We start from the raw sequence: 23,139 nt of genomic DNA, 5'->3' as shown, positions 1-23,139 counted from the left end.
ACGCGTGCCGACGGCGGTCACCGCTGCCACCGCGCAGCCCGTCGCTGGAGCAGCGAGTAGGCGCCCATCACGACCGCCATCACGACCACCATGCCGAGCGCGAGCACCCCGGCGACGTTCTGCAGGCCGATGATCGTCTCACTCGTGAGCTGCGCGCGGATCGTCAGCGGGACGATGCCGCCCTGCGAGATGAGCGCCGCGGCCGTCGCGAACGACGAGAACGCGTTCGCGAACAGGAGCAACAGCGATCCCCAGAAGGCCGGCGCGAGCACGGGCAGGGCGATGCGACGCCAGTACGTGGCGCGGGAGGCGCCGAGCGTGGCCGCGGCCTCGCCCCACTGGGCCTTGACGCCCTCGAGGGCGGGCATGAACGTGAGGACCATGAGGGGCACCTGGAAGTAGACGTACGGCAGGACGAGTCCGGGGACCGTGTACAGGAACGCGCCGTTCGCGTTGAGGTCGACGCCCGTCGCGGACACCAACCACGTGGTGACCAGGCCCTGGACGCCGATCGTGGCGATGAAGGCGAACGCGAGCATCACGCCGCCGAACTGGGCGAGGACGCTCGCGGCGGCGTCGATCATCGAACGGACCAGGCCGTCCGGGCGGAGCGCGGCGAGCGCCCAGCAGACCAGGGCCCCGATCACGGCGCCGAGCACCGCGGAGACGGCGGACAGGCCGAACGAGCCGCCGAACGCGCGGAGGACGGAGGGGTCCGCGAACGCGGCGAGGTTCGCGAGGGTGAACGCACCGTCACCCGTGAAGAACCCGCTGCTGACCGCGATGACGGCCGGCACGGCGAGGAACAGCAGGACGTAGACGGCGAAGGGGGTGAGTCCGAGCCAGGCGAGGCCGGGGCCGCGGCGGGCGCGGAGGCCCGCCGCGGTCGTCGTGGTCCTGCGGGTTCCGACGTCGGCACCGGCGGCGGGGGCGGTGCTCGTGGCGGCCGGGCCCGCGGTGACGGGGGCCGTGCCCACCGTCCCCGGTCCCGGGCCGGGCGTCCCGGTGCTGCGCGCTCCCGCCGCTGGTGCCGTGGTCACGGGACTAGGACCCCATCGTGGCGGACCACTTGGCCGCCAGGACCTTCGCGGCCTCGGTGACCTGCGCGTCCGTCAGCTCGACGTAGTCCTTCGGCATGCCGCCGGCCTGCTCGAGGGCGTCCTTGTCGACCTTGCCGGACTGCTCCATGGCGGCGAGGGTCGACGGGAAGGCACCGGCCTGCAGGTACAGGTTCTGTGCCTCGGGGCTGGCGATGTACTCCTGCCAGAGGCGCGCGGCCGCCGGGTGCGGGGCGTCCTTGTTGATCGCCTGCGAGTAGTACGAGCCGAGGGCCTGGCCCTCGGGGACGACCGTCTTCCAGTTCTTGTTCCCCGATGCACCGGCCGCCGGGCCCCACGCGAGGTTGTTGTACGACCACTGGACGACGACCGGGGTCTCACCCGAGGCCACCGTCGCCTGCGAGGGCAGCACGTTCTGGAAGTTGCCGGCCTGCTTGAGCTTGCCGAAGAACTCGACACCCTTGGTGATGTCGTCCGCGGAGCCGCCGTTCTCGAGCGCTGCGAGGTAGACCGCGGAGGCGGCCTGGTTCGCCTGCGTGGGGTCCCCCGCGATCGAGACCTTCCCCTTGTACTCGCTGCCGAGCAGGTCGTTCAGGTCCTTCGGCGCCTGCTTGATCTTCGAGGAGTCGTAGCCGATCGACATCAGGCCCGTGTAGTCACGGGTCCACTTGCCGTCCTTGTCCTTGAGGGTGTCGGGGATGTCCGACCAGTTCGCGACCTTGTAGTCGGTGAGCAGCCCGAGGTTCTGCTGCATCACCGCGTTGCCGAGGTCGAGCACGTCGGGGGCGGTGGACTGGCCCTTCTGCGACTTCACGGCAGCGATCTCGTCGGCGCTCGACCCGTTGGGGTTCGCCGAGTTGATCGTGATCCCGGGGTACTTCTTCTCGAAGCCGTCGATGATCTTGCCGTAGTTCGCCCAGGTCGGCGGGAGGGCGATGACGTTGAGCTTGCCCTCGGCCTTCGCGGCCTTGACGAGGGCGCCCATGCCGCCGGCGGACTGGGCGCTCGTCGCGGTCTTCCAGTCGGTGTCGCTCGACGTCGACGCGCTGCTCGTCGCCGAGCAGCCGGCGAGGGTGACGACTGCGGCGGCGGCCAGGGCGAGGCCGGCCAGGGTGCGGGTGTGCTGCACGGGGTGCGCCTTTCGGGTGCTGTGGGGTGGGGTGCTGCGGGTGCGGTTCGGGCGGGCCGGTGGGGGCGGCACCGCGTTCTGGACGATCGTGGACGGGGCCGGTTTCCGAGCAGTGCTGCGGTGGTGAACGGTGGCGGAACAGCGGGTGCGGCTGTACGGTTTCGCTTGTTCGCTCGTTCCCTTGTTCGCTCCGGTGGCGCGTCCGCGCTGATGGCGCGTCCTCGGTCTGGAGGCACGGATGCAGTTCACGACGACGGTCCTGCAGGCGCGGAAGACCGCCACCGGATTGCCCGTCCCGCCGGAGGTCGTCGCAGCGCTCGGCGCCGGGGGTCGACCGGCCGTGGTGGTCACGATCGACGGGGGCTACACCTACCGGTCGACGATCGGGGTCATGGGCGGCCAGTCGCTCGTCCCGCTGTCGGCCGAGCACCGCACCGCCGCGGGGGTGGCTGCCGGGGACACCGTCGAGGTCACGCTCGAGGTCGACACGCTCCCGCGCTCGGTCGAGGTGCCGGACGACCTGGCCTCGGCGTTCGAGGAGGCCGGCGTCCGTGCCGCCTTCGAGACCCTGTCGAACTCACGGCAGCGGGCGCTCGTCGACCCGGTCGTGCAGGCGAAGGCCCCCGAGACCCGCCAGCGCCGCATCGACAGGGCCGTCGAGTCCCTGAGCGGCTGAGCGGGGCCGGGTGCGTGGTCGCCGGGCTGCCGCACCGATCCGCGCGAGGTCGGCCGATCCGCGCGTAGGAGACCGAATCGCTCGTAGGGTGTCGTTCGTTCCTGCCCCCTGTGCGCGGAACGTCCTCCGATGTCGGGTGCGATGGGCTCGAACGCCCGGCGGTTCTGACGGGTCAGCCGCCGAGTTCGACCAGCACGCGCGGGATCTCGGTGAGCAGCTCGCTCGCCAGGTAGCCGAGCGGCCCGACCTGCACGGCGAGACGGTCACCGGCAGCTGCGTGCACGTACGACGCCCATGCCGCTGCCTGCTCGGGTTCCGCCCCACGAGCCAGCAGACCGACCACCACGCCCGACAACACGTCGCCGCTGCCGCTCGTCCCGAGGCCACCGGCACCGGTGCCCTTCGCCCAGACCCGGCCGTCCGGTGCCGCGATCACGTCGGACAGCGCGACGACGGCCCCGAACCGCTCGGCGATCGCACGGGCGTCCGCGGCGTCGTCGTCCCCGCACTCCCGGCCGAGGAGGCGCTCGGCCTCGCCGCTGTTCGGCGTCATCACGAGGCGGCCACGCAGTGGCGCGAGCTGGTCGGCGACGTCCGCTGCGACACCGAGCGCGAAGGCGTCGAGCACGACGTTCGTCTCGGGCCCCACCGCGGCGGCGATCCGCCCCACGAGGTCGCGGGCTCCGTCCGGTTCGTCGAGCCCTGGGCCGACCAGGACCGCGTCCGCGCTGCCGGCGTCGTCCTCGGCGGCGGTCAGCGCTCCGACGGCGATGTGGCCGGCGTCGTCCTCGTCGAGTGGTTGCACCCCGGACTCCGGGACTGCGACGGACACCTCGGCGGCCACGCTCGCCGCCACCGCCAGGGTGAGCCGTCCCGCTCCGACACGCAGCGCGGCGAGCGCCGAGAGCATCGCTGCCCCGGGGGTCCGAGCCGCGCCGCCGATGACCAGGACCTGGCCACGGCCGTACTTGCCCGCACCGGGCTCAGGCAGCGGCCAGTCACGCAGGGCGTTCGGGGTGATCGACTCAGGAGACACGGGTGTCGTCCTTCCGCCCGCTGTGCTCGGTGACCTCGTCGTCGTCGAGGTGCCCGACGGCCGAGAACTCCTCGAGCGTCCACGGGGCCCCGGGGGAGTCCCGCCGGAGTCGTGTGAGCGAGGCGTTCGCCACGGTGTGATCGGCCGCGAACGACATCAGCGCGGGTTCGTCCAGGTCGAGACAGACGGCCACGGTGAGCATGACGACGGCGTCGTGCGCGGCGACGAGCAGTCGTTCGGGTTCGTCGAGCCGGTCGACGTCGTGCAGCAGCGAACGCAAGCGCAGCATGACGTCGATCCACGATTCGCCCCCGGATGGGCGGTGGTAGTACTTGCCGAGCCACTGGCGACGGTGTTCCTCGTCCGGGTAGCGATTGCGGACGCCCTGCGCGGTGAGCAGGTCGAGCACGCCGAGCTCTCGGTCGCGGAGCCGCTCGTCGACCCGCCGACCGGGCTCGTCCAACCCGCCGGCCTGGAGTGCGAGGTCGATCGTCTGCTGAGCGCGCAGGTACGGCGAGACCCAGAGGCGTACCGGGACGTCGTCCACGCCGCGGTCCGCGAGCTCGCGCCCGAGAGCACGTGACTGCTCCCGCCCCAGGGGGCTCAGCGGGACGTCGGCGTCCCGGTGGCCCGCGTCGATCACGTCTGCTCCGTCGGCCTCGGCGCGGGCGGCGGCGACGTTCGCCTCCGACTCCCCGTGGCGCACGAGCCAGATCTCCCTGACAGCCATGGCGTCACGCTAGCCAGGCGCCGCTGTGCTCCCTCACCGCTCCGGGCTCACTCCGCCCACCGATGCTGCGTCAGGCGACACCTCGTGCGCTGCGCACCGGCCGGACCGCGCAGGGGAGGCCCGCTGCACGGAACCGTCTCGTCAGCGCGTCGAGGTCCCACAGGTCGCGCCACTCGATCCGGACGATGCGTCGGACACCCGGCACCGTCAGCAGTGCCTCGTGTCGGCGCTTCTCGTCGATGAACACCTGGTCGGCGGTCCGGCCCGCGAGGAACCGCTCCTGCGTGTACTTCGCTCGGCCGTCCACCTCGACGATGACGCCCTGCTCGGGGAACCAGAAGTCGACCTCGTACCGGCGCCCTCCGACGACGAAGGGTTGCTGGAGCACCGGCTTCGGCAGGCCCATCTCACGGAACACGACCCGTGCCAGTGACTCGGCGGCCGAACCCGACCGCGGGTCGGCGAGCTCGACGGCACGAGTGGCGACGGCACGACCCCGGTCCTTCGCAGTGCCCCCGAGCGCCTGCACGATGCTCGCCCGCTCGACTCCGGCGCGCAGTGCAGCGTCGGCGACCACCACCGCCGTCCGGACGTCGCCGAGCAGGGCGATGTCCGCCACGGTCCTCGCGACGGAGGTGAAGCGCACGCCGCCGTGCTCGACGAGGTGCGCGGACGGGACCGGTCTGGTGTGCAGGACCAGCCCCCGGGTGCCGCTCCGGTAGTGCGACTTCGGGACGGTGAGGTGCACGTCGTCCGGCCACGGACCCGGCAGGGGCAGTCCGTGCACGGCGACGGCCGAAGCATGGGAGCCGACAGCGGCGACGCTCCGTCGTCCCAGGCGGGCGAAGATGCGGGTGACGTACCGCCGGCGCGGACCGGCGGCGTCCCAGTCCGCCCCACGGACGAACGCGTTCGGTCCGACGCGGACGAGACGGTCGGGGCCGTCGGACGCGGCCCGGCGCCGCAACGTGGCGCCGGACCGGCCAGCGTCCTGCAGCGGGCTCGCCCGGAAGATCGCGAGTGGTGTCTCCATACCGACCACGATCACGGTCTGACGACGCTCGTCGGTGAGCGACGGGGCGGGCTGTGGACGCGCCTCCAGGCCGTTGCCTGTGTGGAGGAGTGACGATCGAGCCCATCGCAACCGACCTGGGATGCCGATCCGCGCATGACAGGCAGGAACTTCTGACCTCCTTTGCGCGGATCGTCTCCCGACGAGCGGATCGGCCTCCTACGCGCGGATCGGGACCAGAGCGGATCGGGAGCAGAGCGGATCGGGAGCAGAGCCCACCGGGAGCAGCGCGGATCAGCGGACAGGCGCATCGGGAACACCCCCACGCAACACGGCGCCGGGCGGGGGCACCCGACCCCGCCCGGCGCCGCGGTCCTGCGCGGCCGGCTCGCCGATCAGCCCCGCCGCACCCGCAGCGTGACGATCTCGAACGGGCGCAGCGTGAGCACGACGGGCTCCCCCGCCTCCCACGTCCCCGACCCGAGCGGCCGCTCGAGCAGGTCCACCGCCTCGACGGTGTCGACGTCGAACCCGAACGACACCCCGACGTCCGCCGCTCGGCCGCCCATCGCCTCGTACAGCCGCACGACGACGTCACCGGAGCGGTCCTCGGCGAGCTTGACCGCCTCGACGAACACCTGCGGCGACGACACCGTCACGAGCGGGTCGACGGTCGCCGACCCGGGCACCGACCGCACCGGCAGGTTGAGCCGGTAGCCGGAGTCCGCCGCGTCGAGCACCGAGGCTCCGACGCGCAGCACCGTGCGGAACACGTGGTGTCCCTGGTCGGCGTGCGGGTCCGGGAAGGTCGGCGCGCGGAGCAGGGACTCGCGCACGAGCGTCGTGGTGCCGCCGTCGGCACGGGTGGAGCGGGTGATGTCGTGTCCGTACGTCGAGTCGTTGGCGACCGCGACGCCGAAGCCCGGCTCGGCGACGTGCACCCACCGGTGCGCCGACGTCTCGAAGCGCGCCATGTCCCACGACGTGTTCTGGTGGGTCGGCCGGTCGATGTGCCCGAACTGGATCTCGCTCGACGCCGAGGCCGCGCGCACGTCGAGCGGGAACGCGAGCTTGAGGAGCTTCTGCCGCTCGTGCCACTCGACCTCGGTCTCGATGTGCAGCTCGGGCTGGCCCGCCACCGCCGAGTAGCGGGTGGTGACCGACGACGAGCCGAACGGCCGCGTCACCACGAGTGTGGTCCCGTCGACCTCGACGCCCGTCGCGGACAGGACCGTCCCGTTCCGCTGGTAGGCGCGGTCGATGTCCCACGCCTCCCACTGGTTCGGGGTGTCCCGGAACACCGTGTACTGCGCGGCGACGGCGCCCGGCGCGACGGCGTCGCGTCCGGTCGCACGCTCGACGAGCGAGACGACGTGGCCGTCTGCGTCGATGGTCGCCGTGACGACGCCGGTGTCGAAGACGAAACGGTCACCGCTCCGGACGGGAGGCACGGCCTCCGCCGCGGACGACGGGGAACCACCCAGGGCGGTCACCCCACCCGCGGTGACGGGCGAGGCATTGAAGCGCACGACACCGTCAGCGCCGCCGGCCGCTCCGGCCTCGGTGGGAGCGTCGAGCAGCGCGCCCACGCCCGCACCGGCCCGCGCTGCGCCGACCCCGGCGAGCGCCGTCACCCCGCCGCTCGCGAGCGCGGTCGTCGCCGTGCCGATGAGCTCCTCGAGCACCTCGGCGACCCGGGCGTACTCGGCCTCGGCGTTCTCGTAGACCCAGGCGATCGAGGAACCAGGCAGGATGTCGTGGAACTGCTGCAGGAGCACGGTGTGCCAGACCGACTCGAGCTCGTCGTACGGGTACTCGGCGCCGTGCCGGACCGCGGCGGTCGCGGCCCAGAGCTCGGCCTCTCGCAGCAGGTGCTCGGAGCGGCGGTTGCCCTGCTTCGTGCGGATCTGCGACGTGTACGTGCCGCGGTGGAACTCGAGGTACATCTCACCCGACCACACCGCGGGCTCCGGCAGCACGCGCTCGAGCTCCTCGAACACCTGCGCCGGGGTGCCGAGGTCGACCCGGGGCGAGCCGTCCAGGTCGTGCTGCCGGCGGGCCGCGGCGACCATCTCGCGCGTGGGACCACCGCCGCCGTCGCCGAAGCCGTAGAGGAGCATGGAGGTGTTCGCGACGCCCCGCTCCTTGTTCTGACGCTCCCCGCGGTGCAGGTCCTCGGGCGAGACGTCCGAGTTGTAGGTGTCTGCCGGGGGCAGGTGCGTCAGGACGCGCGAGCCGTCGATGCCCTCCCAGTGGAACGAGGTGTGCGGGATGACGTTCGTCTCGTTCCACGAGGGCTTCTGCGTGACGAACCACTTCGAGCCGGCGGCGCGGACGATCTGCGGCAGCGCGCCCGAGTAGCCGAACGAGTCGGGCAGCCAGGCCTCGGGGGTGTCGACGCCGAACTCCTCGAGGAACAGGCGCTTGCCGGCGACGAACTGCCGGGCGAGGGCTTCGCCGCCTGGCAGGTTCGTGTCCGACTCGACCCACATGCCGCCGACCGGGATCCACCGGCCCTCGGCGACGCGCTGCTTGATGCGCTCCCAGATCGACGGGTAGCCGTCGCGGATCCAGGCGTACTGCTGCGCCGAGGAGCACGCGAACGTGAAGTCCGGGTCGCGGTCCATCAGGTCGAGCACGTTCGAGAAGGTGCGCGCGCACTTCCGGATCGTCTCGCGCACCGGCCAGAGCCAGGCGGAGTCGATGTGCGCGTGCCCGACGGCGATCGCGCGCCCGGCCGAGCCCGCGGCGCCGACGGCCAGGAGGGGCGCGAGGACCTCGCGGGTGGCGGCTGCGGTGCCGGCGACGTCGTCGGGGTCGAGGGTGTCCGCCGCGCGTTCGAGTCCGCGCAGGACGTCCGCGCCGCGGGTGCCGTCCGTGGGCAGTTCGGTCATCAGGCCCCGGAGGACCCAGAAGTCCTGCTGCAGCTCCCACACGGTGTCGTCGCGTTCGACGAGCTCGAGTGCCCGCAGGCGGTAGATCGGTTCCGTTCCGGCCGTCGACCGCGATCCGAGCGGGGTCGCGCCCTGGAAGTCGTCGCCGCCGATGTCCGGGTTCGCGGCGGCTTCGACGTACAGCTCGAACGAGCCGTCCGGGCCGGGCTCGACCGGCAGGGTGTCGTTCAGCGGCTCGATGCCCTTGATCGTCGTGCCGTCCGGTCGCCACGCGAGTCCCTCGGCCTGGAAGCCCGGCTGGCGCTTCGAGAAGCCGAGGTCGACGCGGAGCTCGACCGTCGTGCCGGGGTCGGCCCCGAAGTCCGACGGCACGGTGCCGCGGACCCGGAACCAGGTCGTCCCCCACGGCCGGCCGCCCCAGGCGTCACCGACGTGGAACGGCGTGTACTCGGCGGCGACGGCCTCGGCGAAGGGCACGGGCTCGTCCGGCACCTGCCAGGCCTCGATCGTGACCGGGGCCGAGCGGCGGAGCACCGCGGGGTCGACGCGGTCCCGGACGAGACGGGCGATGCGGGCTTCGACGAGCGGTTCGTCGTGGTGCATGGAGGTGGTTCCTTTCCAGCAGGGACGGTCGGGCGCGGGGCCCGGAGTGCGTGGGCGCGGTCAGCCCTTGATGCCGCCGGCGAGGGCGTTCGCCCCGCCGAGGCCGCGCGAGACGAGGACGTAGAGGGCGATGACGGGCACGGAGTAGACGATCGAGAACGCGGCGAGCTGCCCGTACGCGACGGCTCCGTTCTGCCCGAAGAAGTTGAAGATGCTCACCGCGGCGGGCACCTTGTCGGGCGAGAGCAGCAGGACGAACGGGACGAAGAAGTTCCCCCACGCCTGGATGAACACGAAGATGAACACGACGGCGATGCCCGGGCGCATGAGCGGGATGACGATCCGCCACAGCGTGGTGAACATCGAGGCGCCGTCGGTCCAGGCGGCCTCCTCGAGGGAGATCGGCACCGAGTCCATGAAGTTCTTCGCCATCCAGATCGCCATCGGCAGGCTCGTGGCGGCGAGGAAGAAGATGCAGCCCCACACGTTGTCGATCAGGTTGAGCGACACGAACAGCGCGTAGACCGGCACCATCATCGCGGTGATGGGCAGGCCGGTGCCGAACAGGATGCTGTACAGGAACGGCTTGTTGACCCGCATCTTGTAGCGGGACAGCGGGTACGCGGCGAGGATCGCGACGACGACCGTGACGACCGCGGTCCCACCGGAGAGCAGCAGGCTGTTGCCGAGCGGGATGAACGACAGCTCGGGCGTGAGCACCTTCGTGAAGTTGTCGAGCGTGAACTGCGTCGGGAGCTTCACGGACAGCGACGCCTGCGTGTCGAACGAGGCGAGCACGAGCCACAGCAGCGGCACCGCGAAGCAGACCGCGATGACGAGCAGCACGACGTTCGACACCCAGCGCATGGTGCGGCCGCGCGGCGAGGTCATGTGCAGCGCACCGGGGGCCGTCACCGAGCGGGTGACATCGGACACGGGACGGTCGGCGGTGAGTGCCATGGTCAGTCCACCTCCGGCTTCAGTGCCTTGATGTAGATGATCGAGAAGACCGCGCCGACCACGAGCAGGATCGTCGCGATCGCGGTCCCGAAGCCGAGCTGCGAGAACTTGAACGCCTCCTGGTACGCCAGGATCGGCAGCGTCGACGAGTTCGTACCGGGGCCGCCGCCCGTCATCACGAAGATGAGCGTGAAGACCGACAGCGTCTGCAGCGTCGTGAGCATGAGGTTCGTCGAGATCGACCGGCGGATGACCGGCAGGGTGATGTAGACGAGTCGCTGCCAGCCGGCCGCGCCGTCCATCTCGGCGGACTCGGTGATCTCCTCGGGGACCTCCTGCACGGCGGCGGAGTAGACGAGCATCGAGAACGCGGTGCCGCGCCAGATGTTCGCGAGGATCACGGCGAGCATCGGGTACGTGTAGAGCCAGTTCGGCCCGCTGATCCCGATCGAGGCCAGGAACGTGTTGAGCGTGCCGGTGTCGTTGAAGAACGCGTACGCCGCGAACGAGGCGACGATCTCCGGCAGGACCCACGCCGCGACGACGAACGTGCCGACGATCGCGCGGACCACCTTGTTCGCGCTGCGCATGAGGAGCGCCAGGCCGAGCCCGAGGACGTTCTGGCCCACGACCGCCGAGGCGAGCAGGAACACGATCGTCAGGACGACGGACTTCGGGAAGTCCGGGTCCTGGAAGAGCTCGACGTAGTTCTGCAGCCCGACGAACTGCTGGTTCGCGGCGCTCGCGCCGGTCAGCGCGGAGTTGGTGAAGGACCCGTAGAACGACGAGATGACGGGGCCGAGCAGGAAGATGACGAGCAGGACGACGGCCGGCAGGAGCGGGACCGCTCGGCTCGCTCTCCGCAGGGAGCGCCGCCGACGCGGCGTCGGCGGATCGGTGCGCTTCGGCGCACCGGGTGCCGACAGCGTCGGCGCGAGGGGGGTGCTGGACACGGGTGGTTGCCTTTCGGGTGCGCCAGAGGGTTCCGAAGGTGGGGAGGGGCGCACTGGAGGCACGGGGCGGTGTGGCGCCGCGCCTCCAGTCCGCCGTGCGGCCGGGTGACTACCCGACGTCGACGGTGTTCTTCTGGCCGACCACCTGTTCGACCGACTGGTCGTAGGCCTTGGCGGCTTCGGCGGGTGTCTGCTGCCCGGTCATGACGGACTCCATCGCGACCTGGATGGCGTTCGAGACCTGCGAGTAGTCGCTCGTCGCGGGGCGGAAGTTGGTGTGCTGCACCAGTCCCGAGAAGAACTTGAACGTCGGGTTGGCGCCGGTGTACTCCGGGTCCTCGGCGACGTCCTTGCGGACCGCGATCTGGCTGTTCTCGGTGTCGTACTTCAGCGAGCCGTCCTTGCTCAGGAAGGTCGAGATGAAGTCGAACGCCGCCTGCGGGTTCTTGGAGTTCTTGCCGACCGCGAGCGTCCAGCCACCGGACATCGAGTTGTAGCCGGGCTCCTGACCGTTCTGCGTCGGGAAGGCCGCCTGACCCATCACGTCGTTCCACTCCTTCCACGGAGCGGTGCCGGACTCGAGCCACGTGCCGGACTGCCACGAGCCGTCGAGGTCGATCGCGAGCTTGCCCTGCGGCAGCCACGTCTGCGCGATCGTCGTGCCGACGTTGGTGTCGAGCGCCTGCTGCGGGGTCGGGCCGAGGCCGCCCTGGTAGACGTCCTTCACGAACTTCAGGGAGTCCTCGAACTGCTTCGAGCCGACGACCCACTTCTTGTCCTTGTAGAGGGTGTTGCCGTCGCCCTCGGCGCCGTACAGGAGCATCTCGAAGCCCTGCATGGTGGACGCTTCGCCCTGCGCCTTGCCGGAGTAGATGTTGAACGGGATGACGCCCGAGTCCTTCTCCTTGATCGTCTTCGCGGCGGCGAGCACGTCGTCCCAGGTCTTGGGCTCCCACGGGACGGGCAGGCCGACCTTCTTGAAGATGTCCTTGTTGTACCAGAGCGCCCGGGTGTCGGTGCCCATCGAGACGCCGTAGATCTTGCCGTCGTCACCCTGGCCGGCCTGCTTGGCGTTGTCGTAGAACTGGTCCCAGTCCTTCCACTTCGCCACGTAGTCGTCGAGGGGCAGCAGGTAGCCGGCCTCGGCGTCGGACTTGATGAGGAAGGTGTCCTCGTACATGACGTCCGGGGCCGTCGCGGGCGCCTTGTTCATGAGCGCGAGCTTCGTGTAGTAGTCGTTGCCCTGGGCCTGGATCGGGACGAGGGTGACCTTCTTGCCCGGGTTCGCCTTCTCGTACTCGGTCTTGACCTCCTTCATCTGCGCATCGAGCTGCTGGAAGGCACCGAACTTCTGGTACGCGATCTTGATGGTGTCGCTCGAGGCAGAGCCCGAGCTGGAACAGCCCGCCAGCCCGACCGCGGCGACTGCCACGGCTGCGAGGCCGGCGATGATTCGGGTGCGGCGTTTCATCGGTGCTCCTTTGCACGGGATGTCCGCGGGCTCCGTCACCCGCGCGCAGGATTAGTACAGCGTGTGGACTTAATCGTGTCAAGCACTTTTCGTCACGGCTCGGTCACGGCATGGGCGCGCGCGAGGTGGAGGCCGATCCGCGCGTGGGAGGCCGATCCGCGCGTGGGAGGCCGATCCGCGCGTCGGAGGGCGGGTGGAACGACCTCCTGCGCGCGGAAGTGCCTCCCATTGCGCCTGCGATGGGAAGGAACGTGCACTCGGAGCCGGGTCAGGCGACGGGCGTGGCGCCGCCGATCACCGTGATGCCGCCGGACTCGGGCACGTCGACGAGCAGCACGCTCGGACGCCCGACGTGTCGACCCTGCCGGATCACGACGCGGCTCCCGGGCGACACCGCGCCGATCGCACGCAGGTAGGCGCCCGTGGACGCCGCCGCGGAACCGGTCGCCGGGTCCTCGGTGATGCGGCCGGCGGGGAACAGGTTGCGTGCCTCGAACGCGAGCGGGCCGGTGCGGTGCAGGACGGTCACGGTGCCCGCCCACCCGTACTCGTGCTTCAGGGCGGCGAGCGCCGCGGGGTCGAACCGGAACTGGTGGAACAGGTCCTCGTCGGCCAGGACGACGACCGGGTGCCAGTTGCCGGCGAAGGCCTCGAGCACGGGGAAGCCCTCGGCGACGTCACCGTCGACGAGTCCGAGCACGGCGGCGAGCCGCTCCCACCGCACGGGGTCGATCGGCCGGGTGTCGGGTTCGACGCTCGTCATCGCGACCTGCACGCTGCCGTCGGGTGCGGTCGTGGCGTCGACCGCGACGTCCCCGGCAGCGGTGGAGAACACCCGGGCTCCGGTCCCGTCGCGCTCGGCGAGCACGACGGCGGTGGCGACGGTGGCGTGCCCGCAGAACGGGACCTCGGCGGCCGGCGAGAAGTAGCGCACGCGGGCGCCGTCCGGGGTCCGCGCGACGACGAAGGCGGTCTCGGGGTACCCCACCCGCTGTGCGACGGCGAGCATCTCGTCGTCGGTCATCCCCGCCGCGTCGAGCACGATCCCCGCGGGGTTGCCGCCCCCGGGCTCGGCGGCGAACGCGGTGTAGCGGAGGACCTCGGTGCGCATCCCCCGACGCTACCGCGCGACCCGGACGCGGCCGCCCCCGCCGTCCGGAGGGACGACGGGGGCGTCGGCGAGCGGTGCAGCGGGTCAGGCCTGCGCGACGGCCGGCCGGCGACGACGACGGGCCACGAGGACACCGGTCCCGGCCGCCAGGAGCAGGAGCGCCGCAGCGATCCCTCCGCCCAGCTCGGCGCCGGTGAAGGCGAGCGCACCCGTCGCCGGGTCGATCGTCACGGCCGTCCAGCCGAGCACCGTGCCGTCGGACGCCGTGACCACGATGCGGTGCTGCCCGGCCGGGACGTCGGCGGGGACGACCACCGTCACGGTGCCGTCCGCGGCGACGACCGGCGTCCCGAGGAGTCGAGGCTCGGAGAACAGCCAGACCGCGACACGCTCACCGGCGTACTGCGCCCCGACGGAGATCGTCACCGAGGACCCGGCTCGGACCACCGACGGCGCCGACACCGAGCCGCGGTTCCCCTCCGTGAGCGACGAGGCGTCCGGCGCGACCGGGGCCGTCGGGGTGGTCGGGGTGGTCGGGCCAGGGGCGGTCGGGGTCGGCGTCGGGGTTCCGCCACCCGCTCCCGGCGAAGGCGTGCCGCCGTCACCCGGAGCGGGTGTGCCGCCGTCACCAGGCGCGGGCATCCCGCCGTCACCCGGCTCCGTCGACGCGTCGCACGGGTACGTCCCGGTCCGCAACGAGAATCCGTCCGTGTCGTTGTCGTCGGCGTAGAACGTGGCTCGGGCGCGGTCCACGCACCGCCCCGAGATCGCGAAGCCCTCGTTGGCGAGCCCTCGGTCGGCGTTCGCCGGCGCCTCGTACAGCGTCGCGAGCGTGAACGCCCCGTCCTGCACGTCGAACAGCGCGGTGCGCCCGGAGCAGGCCTCGTCGCAGACGACCCAGAGCGCGTCGAGCGTGGGGTCGAACTGCACCTCGGCGACGAGGGAGAACGGCGTCGCGATCGTGGCGACGCGCTGGAACGCCCCGTCGTCCATCAGCGCGTAGGCGTAGACGCTCGCGGTGCCCTCGACCCCGACCAGGAAGAGTCCGTCGCCGTGCCCGGCGTACGAGGTGGGCGCGTAGGCCGCACCGGTGTGCTGGTCGACGAACCCGTGGGACGTCAGCCACGCGTCCGGCACCCAGGTCACGCCCTCGAGCCCGGCGTTCGCTCCGAGGCCCGGGAAGTCCGCGGCGAGGTTCCACTCGTCCGTCGCGCGCAGCACCGACTCGGAGCCGTCGGCGGTCGCGAAGCGCAGCACCGCGGGGCGGCTCACCTTCGACACGTCGTTGTCGCGCTCGGTCGACACGTAGACCGCGCCGGGGTCGTCGGCCGTGACGGTGACGCCCTCGGCGTCGGGCGTCCCGGTGCCGTCGGCGTACCGCAGGTCGACACCGGCGGCGTTCGTCGGCGCCCAGCCGCCCCGGCCTTCCGGGGCCAGGTGGTAGAGCAGTCCGTCACCGTTCTGCACGGCCCAGAGTTGCCCGTCCGCCGACGTGGCGGAGGGTGCCCAGTCGAGGCCGCTCAGGTCTCCGGTGAAGGTGTCCTCGGCGTCCAGGACGGTCTCGTCCGGGCCGCCGGGCCACGCCTCGGCGGTCACGGAGCCCGCGAAACGGTTCGCCGCGCCCTTCGTCGGCTCGGCGGTCTCGGCGAAGGCACCGGTCCCGTCCGGGTTCCGTCCGTACGTCGTCGCGGCGTGCGCCGTCCAGGAGTACGAGTCCACCGGGACGCCCCGGGGGTCGGACAGCCGGACGGCGTCCGCCTTGCCGAGCCCGAAGCCGAACCGGGCCTCGTCGAGCACCGTGAAGCCATCCGGCGCGACGGTGGTGCCCGCCGGGATCGTCCACGCGTGGTCGTCCTCGCTGTCCCGGAGCACGTACCCGCCGAGGTCGACCGTGGTCGTCCCGACGTTCGTCAGCTCGACCCAGTCGCCCGGGGTGCCGTCCTGCGACTCGACCTCGTTGATGCGGACCGGCGAGGAGCAGTCGTTCGGCTTCCCCTTGGTCGACGCGGTGGTGTCGACGAGCGTGCCGGAGCCGTCCGGGCAGCTGCCGTACGTGACGGCCGCGTGCGTGGTCCACGCGTACCGCAGCGTCAGCGCGCCGGCGGTGTCGTAGAGCCGGACCGCGTCGGCGCCGCCGAGTCCGAAGTCGAATCCGGGGCGCGTGGTGGTCTCCTGGTCGACGACGAGGTACCCGCCGGCGGCGATCGTCGACCCCTGCGGCAGCACGTACGCGGCGTGCGACGAGTCGGAGTCGAGGAAGCGCCAGCCGCTCAGGTCGATCGAAGCCGACGAGGTGTTCACCAGCTCGACCCAGTCGGTGTCGTCGGCGTTGGACTCCACCTCGTTGATCGCGAGTCCGGCGACGGGGCCGGTGGCGACGCGGGCGCCGACGGTGGGGTCGTCGTCACCGACCGCGGCGACGGCGGGGGTCGCGGTCAGCACTCCGGCGGCGAGGGCGATGCCCGTCGCGAGGCCGGCGCCGAGCCGCAGGGCAGGGGTGCGCATGCAGGGTCCTTCTCAGGGAGGTCGGGGGACCTGCACGACTGTTCAGCATCTCGGCGTCCGTCCGGTGGCGACCAGGTGAACGACAGGTGTCGCGCCACGGGCGGTGACCGGTGCGGCTTCTCAGGGGACGCCGACAGGATGGAGCGGACCCCGCGAGCGCGCTCGGTCGGAGAGGGAACCGTGACGGACGACACCACCAACACCGCACTGCAGTCGATGATCGACCGCGCAGGACGCATCACCGCCGAGGAGGCCGAGGCCCTCGACGTCGCCTGGAAGGCCGACGAGCAGATCGTGGTGCCGGAGGCGAGCGCGTCGCTCGCGATCCAGGGCGGCGCGGACGGCCGCATGGTGACGAACGCCGACCTGCTCGCCGCGTGGCAGCACGCGCTCGACGCCGCCGGTGCCGCCGGCCGGGTCGACGAGATCGAGGCCGCGCAGGCGGCCGGACGCGCGGTGAAGCACTCCGACGCGCACCTCCGCGACCGCGCCGGGGCCGAGGAGGCCGTCCGGTCCGCGGTCCTCGCCACCGGCGTGCGGGACCTCCTGTCCGACGACGAGTACGACACCCTGACGGCGACCTGGCGCAAGGTGCTCGGCGCGGCCTGACCCACACCCTGACCAGCGGAAGGCGCGCGCCGGACCGGCACCGTGCCTCCCGTCCGCGTCAGCGCCGACCAGGCGTCAGCGCCGACCGGGCGACAGCGCCGACCGGACGACAGCGCCGACCGGACGACAGCGCCGACCGGACGACAGCGCCGGTTCAGGCGTCAGCGCCGGATCAGGAGCGCACTCGCGCGCGGTGACAGCGCCGCGTCGAGGACCAGGCAGGCCGCGCCGACGGCCGCGACGTCCGCACCCCGACCGCTGTCCTGCACCACCACCGGGTGCTTCGGCACCAGCAGCGGCGACGTGACGACCGCCTGCCGGGCGGCCGGCAGGGCGACGGGCGCGATCCGCGACCAGAACGGACCACCGAACACGACACGGTCGATGTCGAGCAGGTTCACGATGAGCACGACGGCGTTCCCCATCACGGTGCCGGCCTCGGCCGCGAGCGTCACCGCGACCGGGTCGTCCGCGTGGATCGCCTCGCCGAGCGCGGCCCACGCCCGTTGCACCGCGGCGGCGTCGTCCTCGCGCGCGGGATCGCCGAGTGCCAGCCCACGCGAGCGCGCGACCTGCACGAGCCGGTCGGGGGCGACGGCCGCGCCGACCTCGCCCCGGGCACCCGATCCGTCCGGGGTGCCCGCGAGGCCGCCCTGGTCGACCATGATGTGCCCGGCGTCGCCGGCGTTCGAGCCGACCCCGCGCACCGGCTCGTGGTCCACGACGAGTCCGACGCCGAAGCCGGTGCCGAAGTACACGAACGCGAAGTTCCGGGCGGACGACTCCCCCGCCAGGAACATCTCGCCGACGACCGCGGCGGTGACGTCCTTCTCGAGGAGCACCGGGAACCCGGTGGCCTCGGCGAGCGCGTCACGCAGCGGGACGTCACGCCAGCGGGGCAGGAAGGGCGGGTCGAGCACGACGCCCGCGTCCACGTCGATGGGGCCGGGACTCGCGATGCCGACGCCGAGCACCGCCTCGACCGCGATGCCCGCACCCTCGACCAGGCCGTCGATGGCGGTCGCGATGGTGCGGACGACCTCGTCCGGGTCCTCGGCGGACGGCGTCGAGGTCGTCGTCTCGGCGAGCACCGTGCCGGCCAGGTCGAGCAGCACGTACGTGACCACCGCCGGGTCGACGTGCACCCCGACGGCGTACCGGCTCGAGGCCTCGAGCCGCAGGATCGTCCGCGGCTTCCCCCGCCCGGCGACGACCGTGCCGGACTCGACGATCATCCCCGCCTCGATGAGGAACCGGGTGACGTTCGAGACCGTCTGCGCGCTCAGGCCCGTGCGGGCGGCGAGCTCCACGCGGCTCAGGCCGTCCGGCGACCGGCGGACCGCGTCGAGCACGACGGTGCGGTTGAACCCGCCGATCGACGGCAGGTTCGCCCCACGCCGGTGCTCCACCATCCCGCGACCATACCGCGCGGTCCGGACGGCGCTGCAACGGACGTGCAACGGTCGTGTCACCGTCCTGGCCCCCGGTCGGGGAGCACCGCTAGCCTGACCCCATGTCCGACCTGCGCCTCGAAGAACTCTCCGCGTCCACCGCCGCCGCAGCGAACTCCCTGACGCTCAAGCCGGGGCAGGAGGAGTTCGTGCAGCCGCAGACCTACGCGGTCGCGGAGTCCGACGTGAAGCCCAGCTCCGCCTGGACCCGCGTCGTCCTCGACGGGGACCGGGTCGTCGGCGTGATCGTCGGCACCTTCGACGAGGACAACGCGGACGAGGAGCTCCGGAGCGCGATCTGGCGCGTGCACGTCGCCGGTGACGCCCAGGGCCGGGGCGTCGGACGCTTCGCGGTGCACGGCCTGGCAGACGAGGCGCGGAGCCGAGGGTTCGAACGCCTGACCGTCGTGTACGAGCCCGGCGGCGAGGTCGGTCCCGAGGCGTTCTTCCGCGCGCTCGGCTTCTCGGTCGTGCGCGAGACGCAGTACGGCGACCACTTCGCCGCGCTGTCCCTGTAGTGCCCTCCGAGCCCGACCCGACGGACTTCGGTGCCGCGGTCGCGCTGGTGGTGCGGTCGATCCCACCCGGTCGGGTGATGACCTACGGAGACGTCGCCGCTGAACTCGGGTCACGTGCACCCCGGGCGGTCGGCAAGGTGATGGCGCACGAGGGCTCGGACCTGCCGTGGTGGCGGGTGGTCCGCTCCGGCGGGCTGCCGCCGGTCCGGCACGAGACCCGCGCGTTCGAGCACTACCGGGCGGAGGGGACGCCGCTCGTGCAGGGCTCCTCGGCCTGGAGGATCGACATGCGCCGTGCGCGCTGGTCCGGCTTCTCCGAGCAGCTGCGAGATTAACTGCATACGACATTTCAGATGTACAACTGAGCGACCTCGTCTCGAAAGGACACCATGCTCAGGAAGAACCACGTCATCGCCACGACCGCCGTCACGGTCGGTCTCCTCTGCGCCGCGGCAGCTCCGGCATCGGCAGCGACGAACGCCTTCGGAACCGCTGCGACCGCCAGCGCGTCCGCCCGTGCCTCGTCGACGATCCCCGGCAGCTCGACCGAACTGCGCTACTTCGGCGGCGTGCCCGTGCTCGACCTCGGCGACTCGCGACTCGCCCTTGCGTCGTCGCGCTCGGTCGTCGTCTCGGGAGTCGCCTCCGCCGCCGGCACCTTCCACCTGTCGGACGGTGACCGTGAGCTCTGCAGCGTCGCCACGCAGGGGCTGGCCTTCGTCTGCGAGATCCCGGACCTCGCGCCGGGGGAACGCGAGCTGCACGCCTTCGTCACGACTCCCGACGGCAGCCGCACCGCCGAGGACGTCGTGCTCCTGCGCGCCCGCGTCGAGAAGCCCAACGTCACCTCCGCCACCCGCCACGGTGACGTCGCCGTGATCGAGGGCACCGCGACCCCCGGCGCGCACATCACCGTCGCGACCCCCTCCGACGACGCCACGGTGGCCGAGGCCGACGCGAACGACGGCACGTTCCGCGTGGAAGCACCGGTGCGACCGGGCAACGCCGACGAGGACGACGCCTTCCGCGTCCGCGCCACGGTCGACCTGCCCGCCGACCAGCAGGGCGACCCCGAGGACTCGCTCGGCACCAGTGCGTGGACCCAGGTCGACGTCGACGACCAGGGCGGGACCCCCGACCCCGGCACCGGCGGCCCCAGCGACGTCGTCACGCCCCCGACCGACGTCGACCCCGGCTTCACCCCGCAGCCCGGCGACGGCGGCGAGACCCCCGACCCCGGCGACGGCGGCGAGGGCGAGACCCCCGGTGACGGCGGCGAGGGCGAGACCCCCGACCCCGGCACCGGCGGCCCCAGCGACGTCGTCGCGCCCCCGACCGACGTCGACCCCGGCTTCACCCCGCAGCCCGGCGACGGCGGCGAGACCCCCGACCCCGGCGACGGCGGCGAGGGCGAGACCCCCGCACCGGTCGACCCGATCCAGTGGATCATCCCGACGGATGACGGTGCTGGCTACACCTCGCTGCAGGTCCGCGGGGAACCGGGCACCTCGGTCACGGCGACCACCCCGACGGGCGACACCGTCCGCGGCCGCCTGGACGGCTCGGGCTCCGCACGCCTGCAGCTGCACCTGCCGTCGCAGTTCCGCTGGAGCGTGCAGGTGACGGCCGAGCACGACGGTGCCACGGCCGAGCGCACCGTCGAGGTGGGCACCGGCCCGCGCGCCGACCAGGGCACCCTGGTCGCGACCGCCGTCTCGAAGGGCTACGAATCGCAGATCTGGTTCGCGGGCGCGACCGGCTCCGTCACGATCTCCTACGACGGCCAGACGACCACCGCGTCCGGCAACGAGAGCGGCTGGGGCCGGTACGTCTACGGACCGAAGGCCGGCACCGTCGTGACGGTCACGGACGCCTCCGGAGCCTCGACGACCATCACCGTCTGAGACGACCGGACCCGCCCGGACGGCTGAACCGACGGCCGGCACCGCGGTCCCGCGGACCGCGGCGCCGGCCGTCGCCGTCGTCCGGGTGGTCCGTCGCCCCCGCACGCACGACGGACGGGACGCGGGGTCGATCAGGCGTCGAAGCGGGTGCCCTCCGCCCTCGACGGCAGCAGGAACAGGACGAGCAGGACGAGCGCGCCCACGACGGGCAGCAGGAGCAGGAACTGCCAGAAGCCGGACCGGTTCGCGTCGTGCAGGCGCCGGGCGCCGAGGGCGAGCGAGCCGATCAGCGTGACGAGTCCCCACAGCACGAACAGGTACGAGCCGACCGGGTTCTCGAGCACCGGGGATCCCGGGGTGAACGCCTGCGGCACGAGCTGCAGCACCAGGCCGACCACGAACGACGTGACCCACCACCACCAGAACTCCGAGCGGGACGCCCGGCCGGTGAACACGGTGTACTTCCGCCAGAACCGCCGGACCGCCTCGGTGAAGGGTGCCCCGTAGAAGGGGTCGCGCAGGGCGACGCCGCCGGTCTGCACGCTGTCGTTGCTCATCCCCCAAGACAACCACGTGCGTGCAGCCCGGCGGGCGTCACACGAGCGAGTCGCGCCAGGCCGCGTGCAGCTGGGCGAACCGGCCGGTCCCCGCGATGAGGTCCGCCGGGGTGCCGTCCTCGACGATCCGGCCGTGCTCCATCACGAGCACCCGGTGCGCGATCGCCACGGTCGACAGCCGGTGCGCGATGATCACCGCGGTCCGGTCGGCGAGCAGCGTCTCGAGCCCCTCCTGCACGAGCCGCTCGGACGGGATGTCGAGCGACGCGGTGGCCTCGTCGAGGATGAGCACCTTCGGGTCGGCGATGAACGCCCGGGCGAAGGAGAGCAGCTGGCGCTGCCCGGCCGACACCCGGCCGCCGCGCTTGTTCACGTCGGTGTCGTACCCGTCCGGCAGCGCCATCACGAACTCGTGCGCGCCGACGGCCTTCGCCGCCCGCTCCACCTCGGCACGGGTCGCACCGGGCTTGCCGAGCGCGATGTTGTCCGCCACCGAGCCGGAGAACAGGTACGCCTCCTGCGTGACCATGACGATGGCGCGGCGCATGTCCTTCGGGTCGAGGTCGCGCAGGTCGACGCCGTCGAGCCGCACCGCGCCGGTGGACGGGTCGTAGAAGCGCGCCATGAGCTTCGCGAGCGTCGACTTCCCGGCACCGGTGGAGCCGACGAGGGCGATGGTCTGCCCCGCCGGGATGTGCAGCGTGAACTCGGGCAGCACGACCTTGTCGGCGTTGTACGCGAACTCGACGCCGTCGAAGTCCATCCGCCCGGAGGCGTCCGGCAGCTTCGTCGGCTTCACCGGGTCCGGCACGGACGGCTGCTCCTCGAGGACGCCGGAGATCTTCTCCATCGCCGCCGAGGCCGACTGGTACCCGTTGTAGAACATCGCCAGTTCCTCGGCCGGGTCGAAGAACCGCTTGGCGTAGAGCGCGACGGCGAGCAGCGCACCGATCTCGAGCGACCCGCCGACGACCCGGTAGCCGCCGACGATGACGACCGCCGCGAGGCACGCGTTGCCGATGAGCACCAGTCCGGGGTCGAACGTCCCGAACAGGTTGAACACCTTCGAGTTCGCCTGCCGGTACGTCTCGACGTAGCCGCCGTACTCGTCCTTGTTCCGCGACTCCTTCCGGAACGCCTGGACGGCCCGGATGCCGGTCATCGTCTCGACGAAGTGCACGATGACCCGCGCCGAGGTCGTGCGGGTAGCCCGGAACAGCGTCTGCGACCGCTTCTGGAACCACCGGGTCAGGAACCACAGCGGCACGAGCGACACGGCGAGCACGATCCCGGACGTCGGGTCGAGCACGACGAGCGCGATCGCCGTGAACACCATGTACAGCACGCCCTGGATGAGCTGGTTCAGCCCGGAGTCGAGCAGCTCGCGGATCGAGTCGAGGTCACTCGTCTGGCGGGAGATGATCCGGCCGGACGTGTACGTCTCGTGGAACTCGAGCGAGAGCCGCTGCGTGTGCAGGAACACCCGCTTCCGCAGGTCGAGCAGGATCGCCTGGCTGATCCGCGCCGCGAGCACCGTGTACCAGGCGGTGAGCACCGCGCCGACGACCGCGATCGTGACGTACAGCGCGACGACCACGAACGCCGGGGTCCAGTCGGACCGGTCGAGCACGGCGGGCAGGGCGTTGTCGATGCCCCACGCGACGAGCGCCGGGCCGGCCACCTGCCCCGCGGTCGAGACGACCACGACGACCGCGATGCCCCAGAGCCGCGCCTTCAGGGGCGCGGCGAGCGACCCGAGGAGCGCGAGCGAGCGTCGGCGCAACCGCGCGCTCTCCGCCTTCGTGAAGTCGTTGCGCTCCTCGCCGCGCACCCCGTGCACGGTGATCGACGCGGTGACGGGGGCTGTTGCCTCGGCCGCCTGCGTGCCGGTGCCGGCGTGCGCGACCGGCACCGTGCCTCCCGGCTGGGGGTCGACCACCTGCGGGGTCGCACCCTGCGTGG

The 23,139-nt window shown here is 72.2% G+C and carries 19 protein-coding genes; 5 read left to right on the top strand and 14 right to left on the bottom strand.

The annotated features are described in order from the left end of the window. Positions 1-17: 17 nt before the first annotated feature. Both DEU32_RS03915 and DEU32_RS03910 read right to left on the bottom strand, forming a co-directional pair. Entirely contained in the window at positions 18-977 is a 960-nt protein-coding gene (locus DEU32_RS03915; RefSeq protein WP_114849413.1) for an ABC transporter permease subunit, read from the bottom strand. Between the two features lie 67 nt (positions 978-1,044). After that, a complete protein-coding gene (locus tag DEU32_RS03910) occupies positions 1,045-2,187 on the bottom strand; it encodes an ABC transporter substrate-binding protein (RefSeq protein WP_114849412.1) in 1,143 nt (380 codons plus the stop codon). Positions 2,188-2,425: 238 nt separating this feature from the next. On the opposite strand from DEU32_RS03910, the gene DEU32_RS03905 reads away from it, so the two are divergent. Then, positions 2,426-2,863 (top strand): YdeI/OmpD-associated family protein, encoded by a 438-nt coding sequence (locus DEU32_RS03905; protein WP_114849411.1) that lies wholly within the window; start codon positions 2,426-2,428, stop codon positions 2,861-2,863. A 172-nt stretch (positions 2,864-3,035) separates the two neighbouring features. Here the strand turns inward: DEU32_RS03905 and DEU32_RS03900 are convergent, their stop codons facing one another. From DEU32_RS03900 to DEU32_RS03860, 9 genes are all read right to left on the bottom strand, one after another. After that, positions 3,036-3,899: an NAD(P)H-hydrate dehydratase gene (locus DEU32_RS03900; protein ID WP_114849410.1), complete on the bottom strand. Its 864-nt coding sequence runs from the start codon at positions 3,897-3,899 to the stop codon at positions 3,036-3,038. Further along, on the bottom strand, positions 3,889-4,629 hold the full coding sequence (locus DEU32_RS03895) for a histidine phosphatase family protein (protein WP_114849409.1): 741 nt from the start codon (positions 4,627-4,629) through the stop codon (positions 3,889-3,891). The genes DEU32_RS03900 and DEU32_RS03895 overlap by 11 nt, the downstream gene beginning before the upstream one ends. A gap of 70 nt (positions 4,630-4,699) precedes the next feature. Beyond that, positions 4,700-5,662 (bottom strand): hypothetical protein, encoded by a 963-nt coding sequence (locus tag DEU32_RS03890; RefSeq protein ID WP_114849408.1) that lies wholly within the window; start codon positions 5,660-5,662, stop codon positions 4,700-4,702. Between the two features lie 374 nt (positions 5,663-6,036). Further along, entirely contained in the window at positions 6,037-9,138 is a 3,102-nt protein-coding gene (locus tag DEU32_RS03885; RefSeq protein WP_114849407.1) for a glycoside hydrolase family 38 C-terminal domain-containing protein, read from the bottom strand. A gap of 60 nt (positions 9,139-9,198) precedes the next feature. Next, a complete protein-coding gene (locus DEU32_RS03880) occupies positions 9,199-10,029 on the bottom strand; it encodes a carbohydrate ABC transporter permease (protein ID WP_373286859.1) in 831 nt (276 codons plus the stop codon). Positions 10,030-10,100: 71 nt separating this feature from the next. Further along, on the bottom strand, positions 10,101-11,051 hold the full coding sequence (locus DEU32_RS03875; RefSeq protein WP_114849406.1) for a carbohydrate ABC transporter permease: 951 nt from the start codon (positions 11,049-11,051) through the stop codon (positions 10,101-10,103). Between the two features lie 109 nt (positions 11,052-11,160). Then, positions 11,161-12,522 carry an extracellular solute-binding protein gene (locus DEU32_RS03870; RefSeq protein ID WP_114849405.1) on the bottom strand — a complete coding sequence of 454 codons (1,362 nt, stop codon included), beginning with the start codon at positions 12,520-12,522 and terminating at the stop codon, positions 11,161-11,163. Between the two features lie 268 nt (positions 12,523-12,790). After that, positions 12,791-13,633, bottom strand: a complete 843-nt coding sequence (locus DEU32_RS03865; RefSeq protein ID WP_058741252.1) for a PhzF family phenazine biosynthesis protein — start codon at positions 13,631-13,633, stop codon at positions 12,791-12,793. An 84-nt stretch (positions 13,634-13,717) separates the two neighbouring features. Continuing rightward, a complete protein-coding gene (locus DEU32_RS03860; RefSeq protein WP_114849404.1) occupies positions 13,718-16,138 on the bottom strand; it encodes a lamin tail domain-containing protein in 2,421 nt (806 codons plus the stop codon). A gap of 180 nt (positions 16,139-16,318) precedes the next feature. Between DEU32_RS03860 and DEU32_RS03855 the strand changes: the two genes are divergently transcribed. Next, positions 16,319-16,747, top strand: coding sequence for a hypothetical protein (locus DEU32_RS03855; RefSeq protein WP_058741254.1), 429 nt, complete (start codon positions 16,319-16,321; stop codon positions 16,745-16,747). Positions 16,748-16,908: 161 nt separating this feature from the next. On the opposite strand, the gene DEU32_RS03850 is transcribed toward DEU32_RS03855, so the two are convergent. Further along, positions 16,909-18,159: an ROK family transcriptional regulator gene (locus DEU32_RS03850; RefSeq protein ID WP_114849403.1), complete on the bottom strand. Its 1,251-nt coding sequence runs from the start codon at positions 18,157-18,159 to the stop codon at positions 16,909-16,911. Between the two features lie 101 nt (positions 18,160-18,260). Here DEU32_RS03850 and DEU32_RS03845 point away from each other — a divergent pair, with 101 nt between their 5' ends. The 3 genes from DEU32_RS03845 to DEU32_RS03835 are packed head-to-tail and all read left to right on the top strand — an operon-like array spanning position 18,261 to position 20,620. After that, the gene (locus DEU32_RS03845) at positions 18,261-18,716 is read left to right on the top strand and encodes a GNAT family N-acetyltransferase (RefSeq protein ID WP_114849402.1); all 456 of its coding nucleotides are present in this window, start codon (positions 18,261-18,263) and stop codon (positions 18,714-18,716) included. Then, positions 18,716-19,051 (top strand): MGMT family protein, encoded by a 336-nt coding sequence (locus tag DEU32_RS03840; protein WP_114849401.1) that lies wholly within the window; start codon positions 18,716-18,718, stop codon positions 19,049-19,051. The genes DEU32_RS03845 and DEU32_RS03840 overlap by 1 nt, the downstream gene beginning before the upstream one ends. 54 nt (positions 19,052-19,105) lie before the next feature. Further along, positions 19,106-20,620: a hypothetical protein gene (locus DEU32_RS03835; RefSeq protein WP_114849400.1), complete on the top strand. Its 1,515-nt coding sequence runs from the start codon at positions 19,106-19,108 to the stop codon at positions 20,618-20,620. Positions 20,621-20,751: 131 nt separating this feature from the next. On the opposite strand, the gene DEU32_RS03830 is transcribed toward DEU32_RS03835, so the two are convergent. Next, on the bottom strand, positions 20,752-21,177 hold the full coding sequence (locus tag DEU32_RS03830) for a DUF805 domain-containing protein (protein WP_114849399.1): 426 nt from the start codon (positions 21,175-21,177) through the stop codon (positions 20,752-20,754). Positions 21,178-21,214: 37 nt separating this feature from the next. After that, positions 21,215-23,023 carry an ABC transporter ATP-binding protein gene (locus DEU32_RS03825; protein ID WP_114849551.1) on the bottom strand — a complete coding sequence of 603 codons (1,809 nt, stop codon included), beginning with the start codon at positions 23,021-23,023 and terminating at the stop codon, positions 21,215-21,217. Positions 23,024-23,139: the final 116 nt, after the last annotated feature.

This window comes from Curtobacterium sp. AG1037, assembly GCF_003349855.1.
Lineage (GTDB): Bacteria > Actinomycetota > Actinomycetes > Actinomycetales > Microbacteriaceae > Curtobacterium > Curtobacterium citreum.
This window is presented reverse-complemented; position numbering and strand designations above follow the sequence as displayed.

What these genes read in the sequence shown, in the direction of transcription:
- DEU32_RS03880 (WP_373286859.1), bottom strand. Translation starts at nt 10,029, where the DNA reads ATGACCTCGCCGCGCGGCCGCACCATGCGCTGGGTGTCGAACGTCGTG.
- DEU32_RS03905 (WP_114849411.1), top strand. Translation starts at nt 2,426, where the DNA reads ATGCAGTTCACGACGACGGTCCTGCAGGCGCGGAAGACCGCCACCGGA.
- DEU32_RS03885 (WP_114849407.1), bottom strand. Translation starts at nt 9,138, where the DNA reads ATGCACCACGACGAACCGCTCGTCGAAGCCCGCATCGCCCGTCTCGTC.
- DEU32_RS03835 (WP_114849400.1), top strand. Translation starts at nt 19,106, where the DNA reads ATGCTCAGGAAGAACCACGTCATCGCCACGACCGCCGTCACGGTCGGT.
- DEU32_RS03845 (WP_114849402.1), top strand. Translation starts at nt 18,261, where the DNA reads ATGTCCGACCTGCGCCTCGAAGAACTCTCCGCGTCCACCGCCGCCGCA.
- DEU32_RS03850 (WP_114849403.1), bottom strand. Translation starts at nt 18,159, where the DNA reads ATGGTGGAGCACCGGCGTGGGGCGAACCTGCCGTCGATCGGCGGGTTC.
- DEU32_RS03895 (WP_114849409.1), bottom strand. Translation starts at nt 4,629, where the DNA reads ATGGCTGTCAGGGAGATCTGGCTCGTGCGCCACGGGGAGTCGGAGGCG.
- DEU32_RS03830 (WP_114849399.1), bottom strand. Translation starts at nt 21,177, where the DNA reads ATGAGCAACGACAGCGTGCAGACCGGCGGCGTCGCCCTGCGCGACCCC.
- DEU32_RS03870 (WP_114849405.1), bottom strand. Translation starts at nt 12,522, where the DNA reads ATGAAACGCCGCACCCGAATCATCGCCGGCCTCGCAGCCGTGGCAGTC.
- DEU32_RS03860 (WP_114849404.1), bottom strand. Translation starts at nt 16,138, where the DNA reads ATGCGCACCCCTGCCCTGCGGCTCGGCGCCGGCCTCGCGACGGGCATC.
- DEU32_RS03890 (WP_114849408.1), bottom strand. Translation starts at nt 5,662, where the DNA reads ATGGAGACACCACTCGCGATCTTCCGGGCGAGCCCGCTGCAGGACGCT.
- DEU32_RS03865 (WP_058741252.1), bottom strand. Translation starts at nt 13,633, where the DNA reads ATGCGCACCGAGGTCCTCCGCTACACCGCGTTCGCCGCCGAGCCCGGG.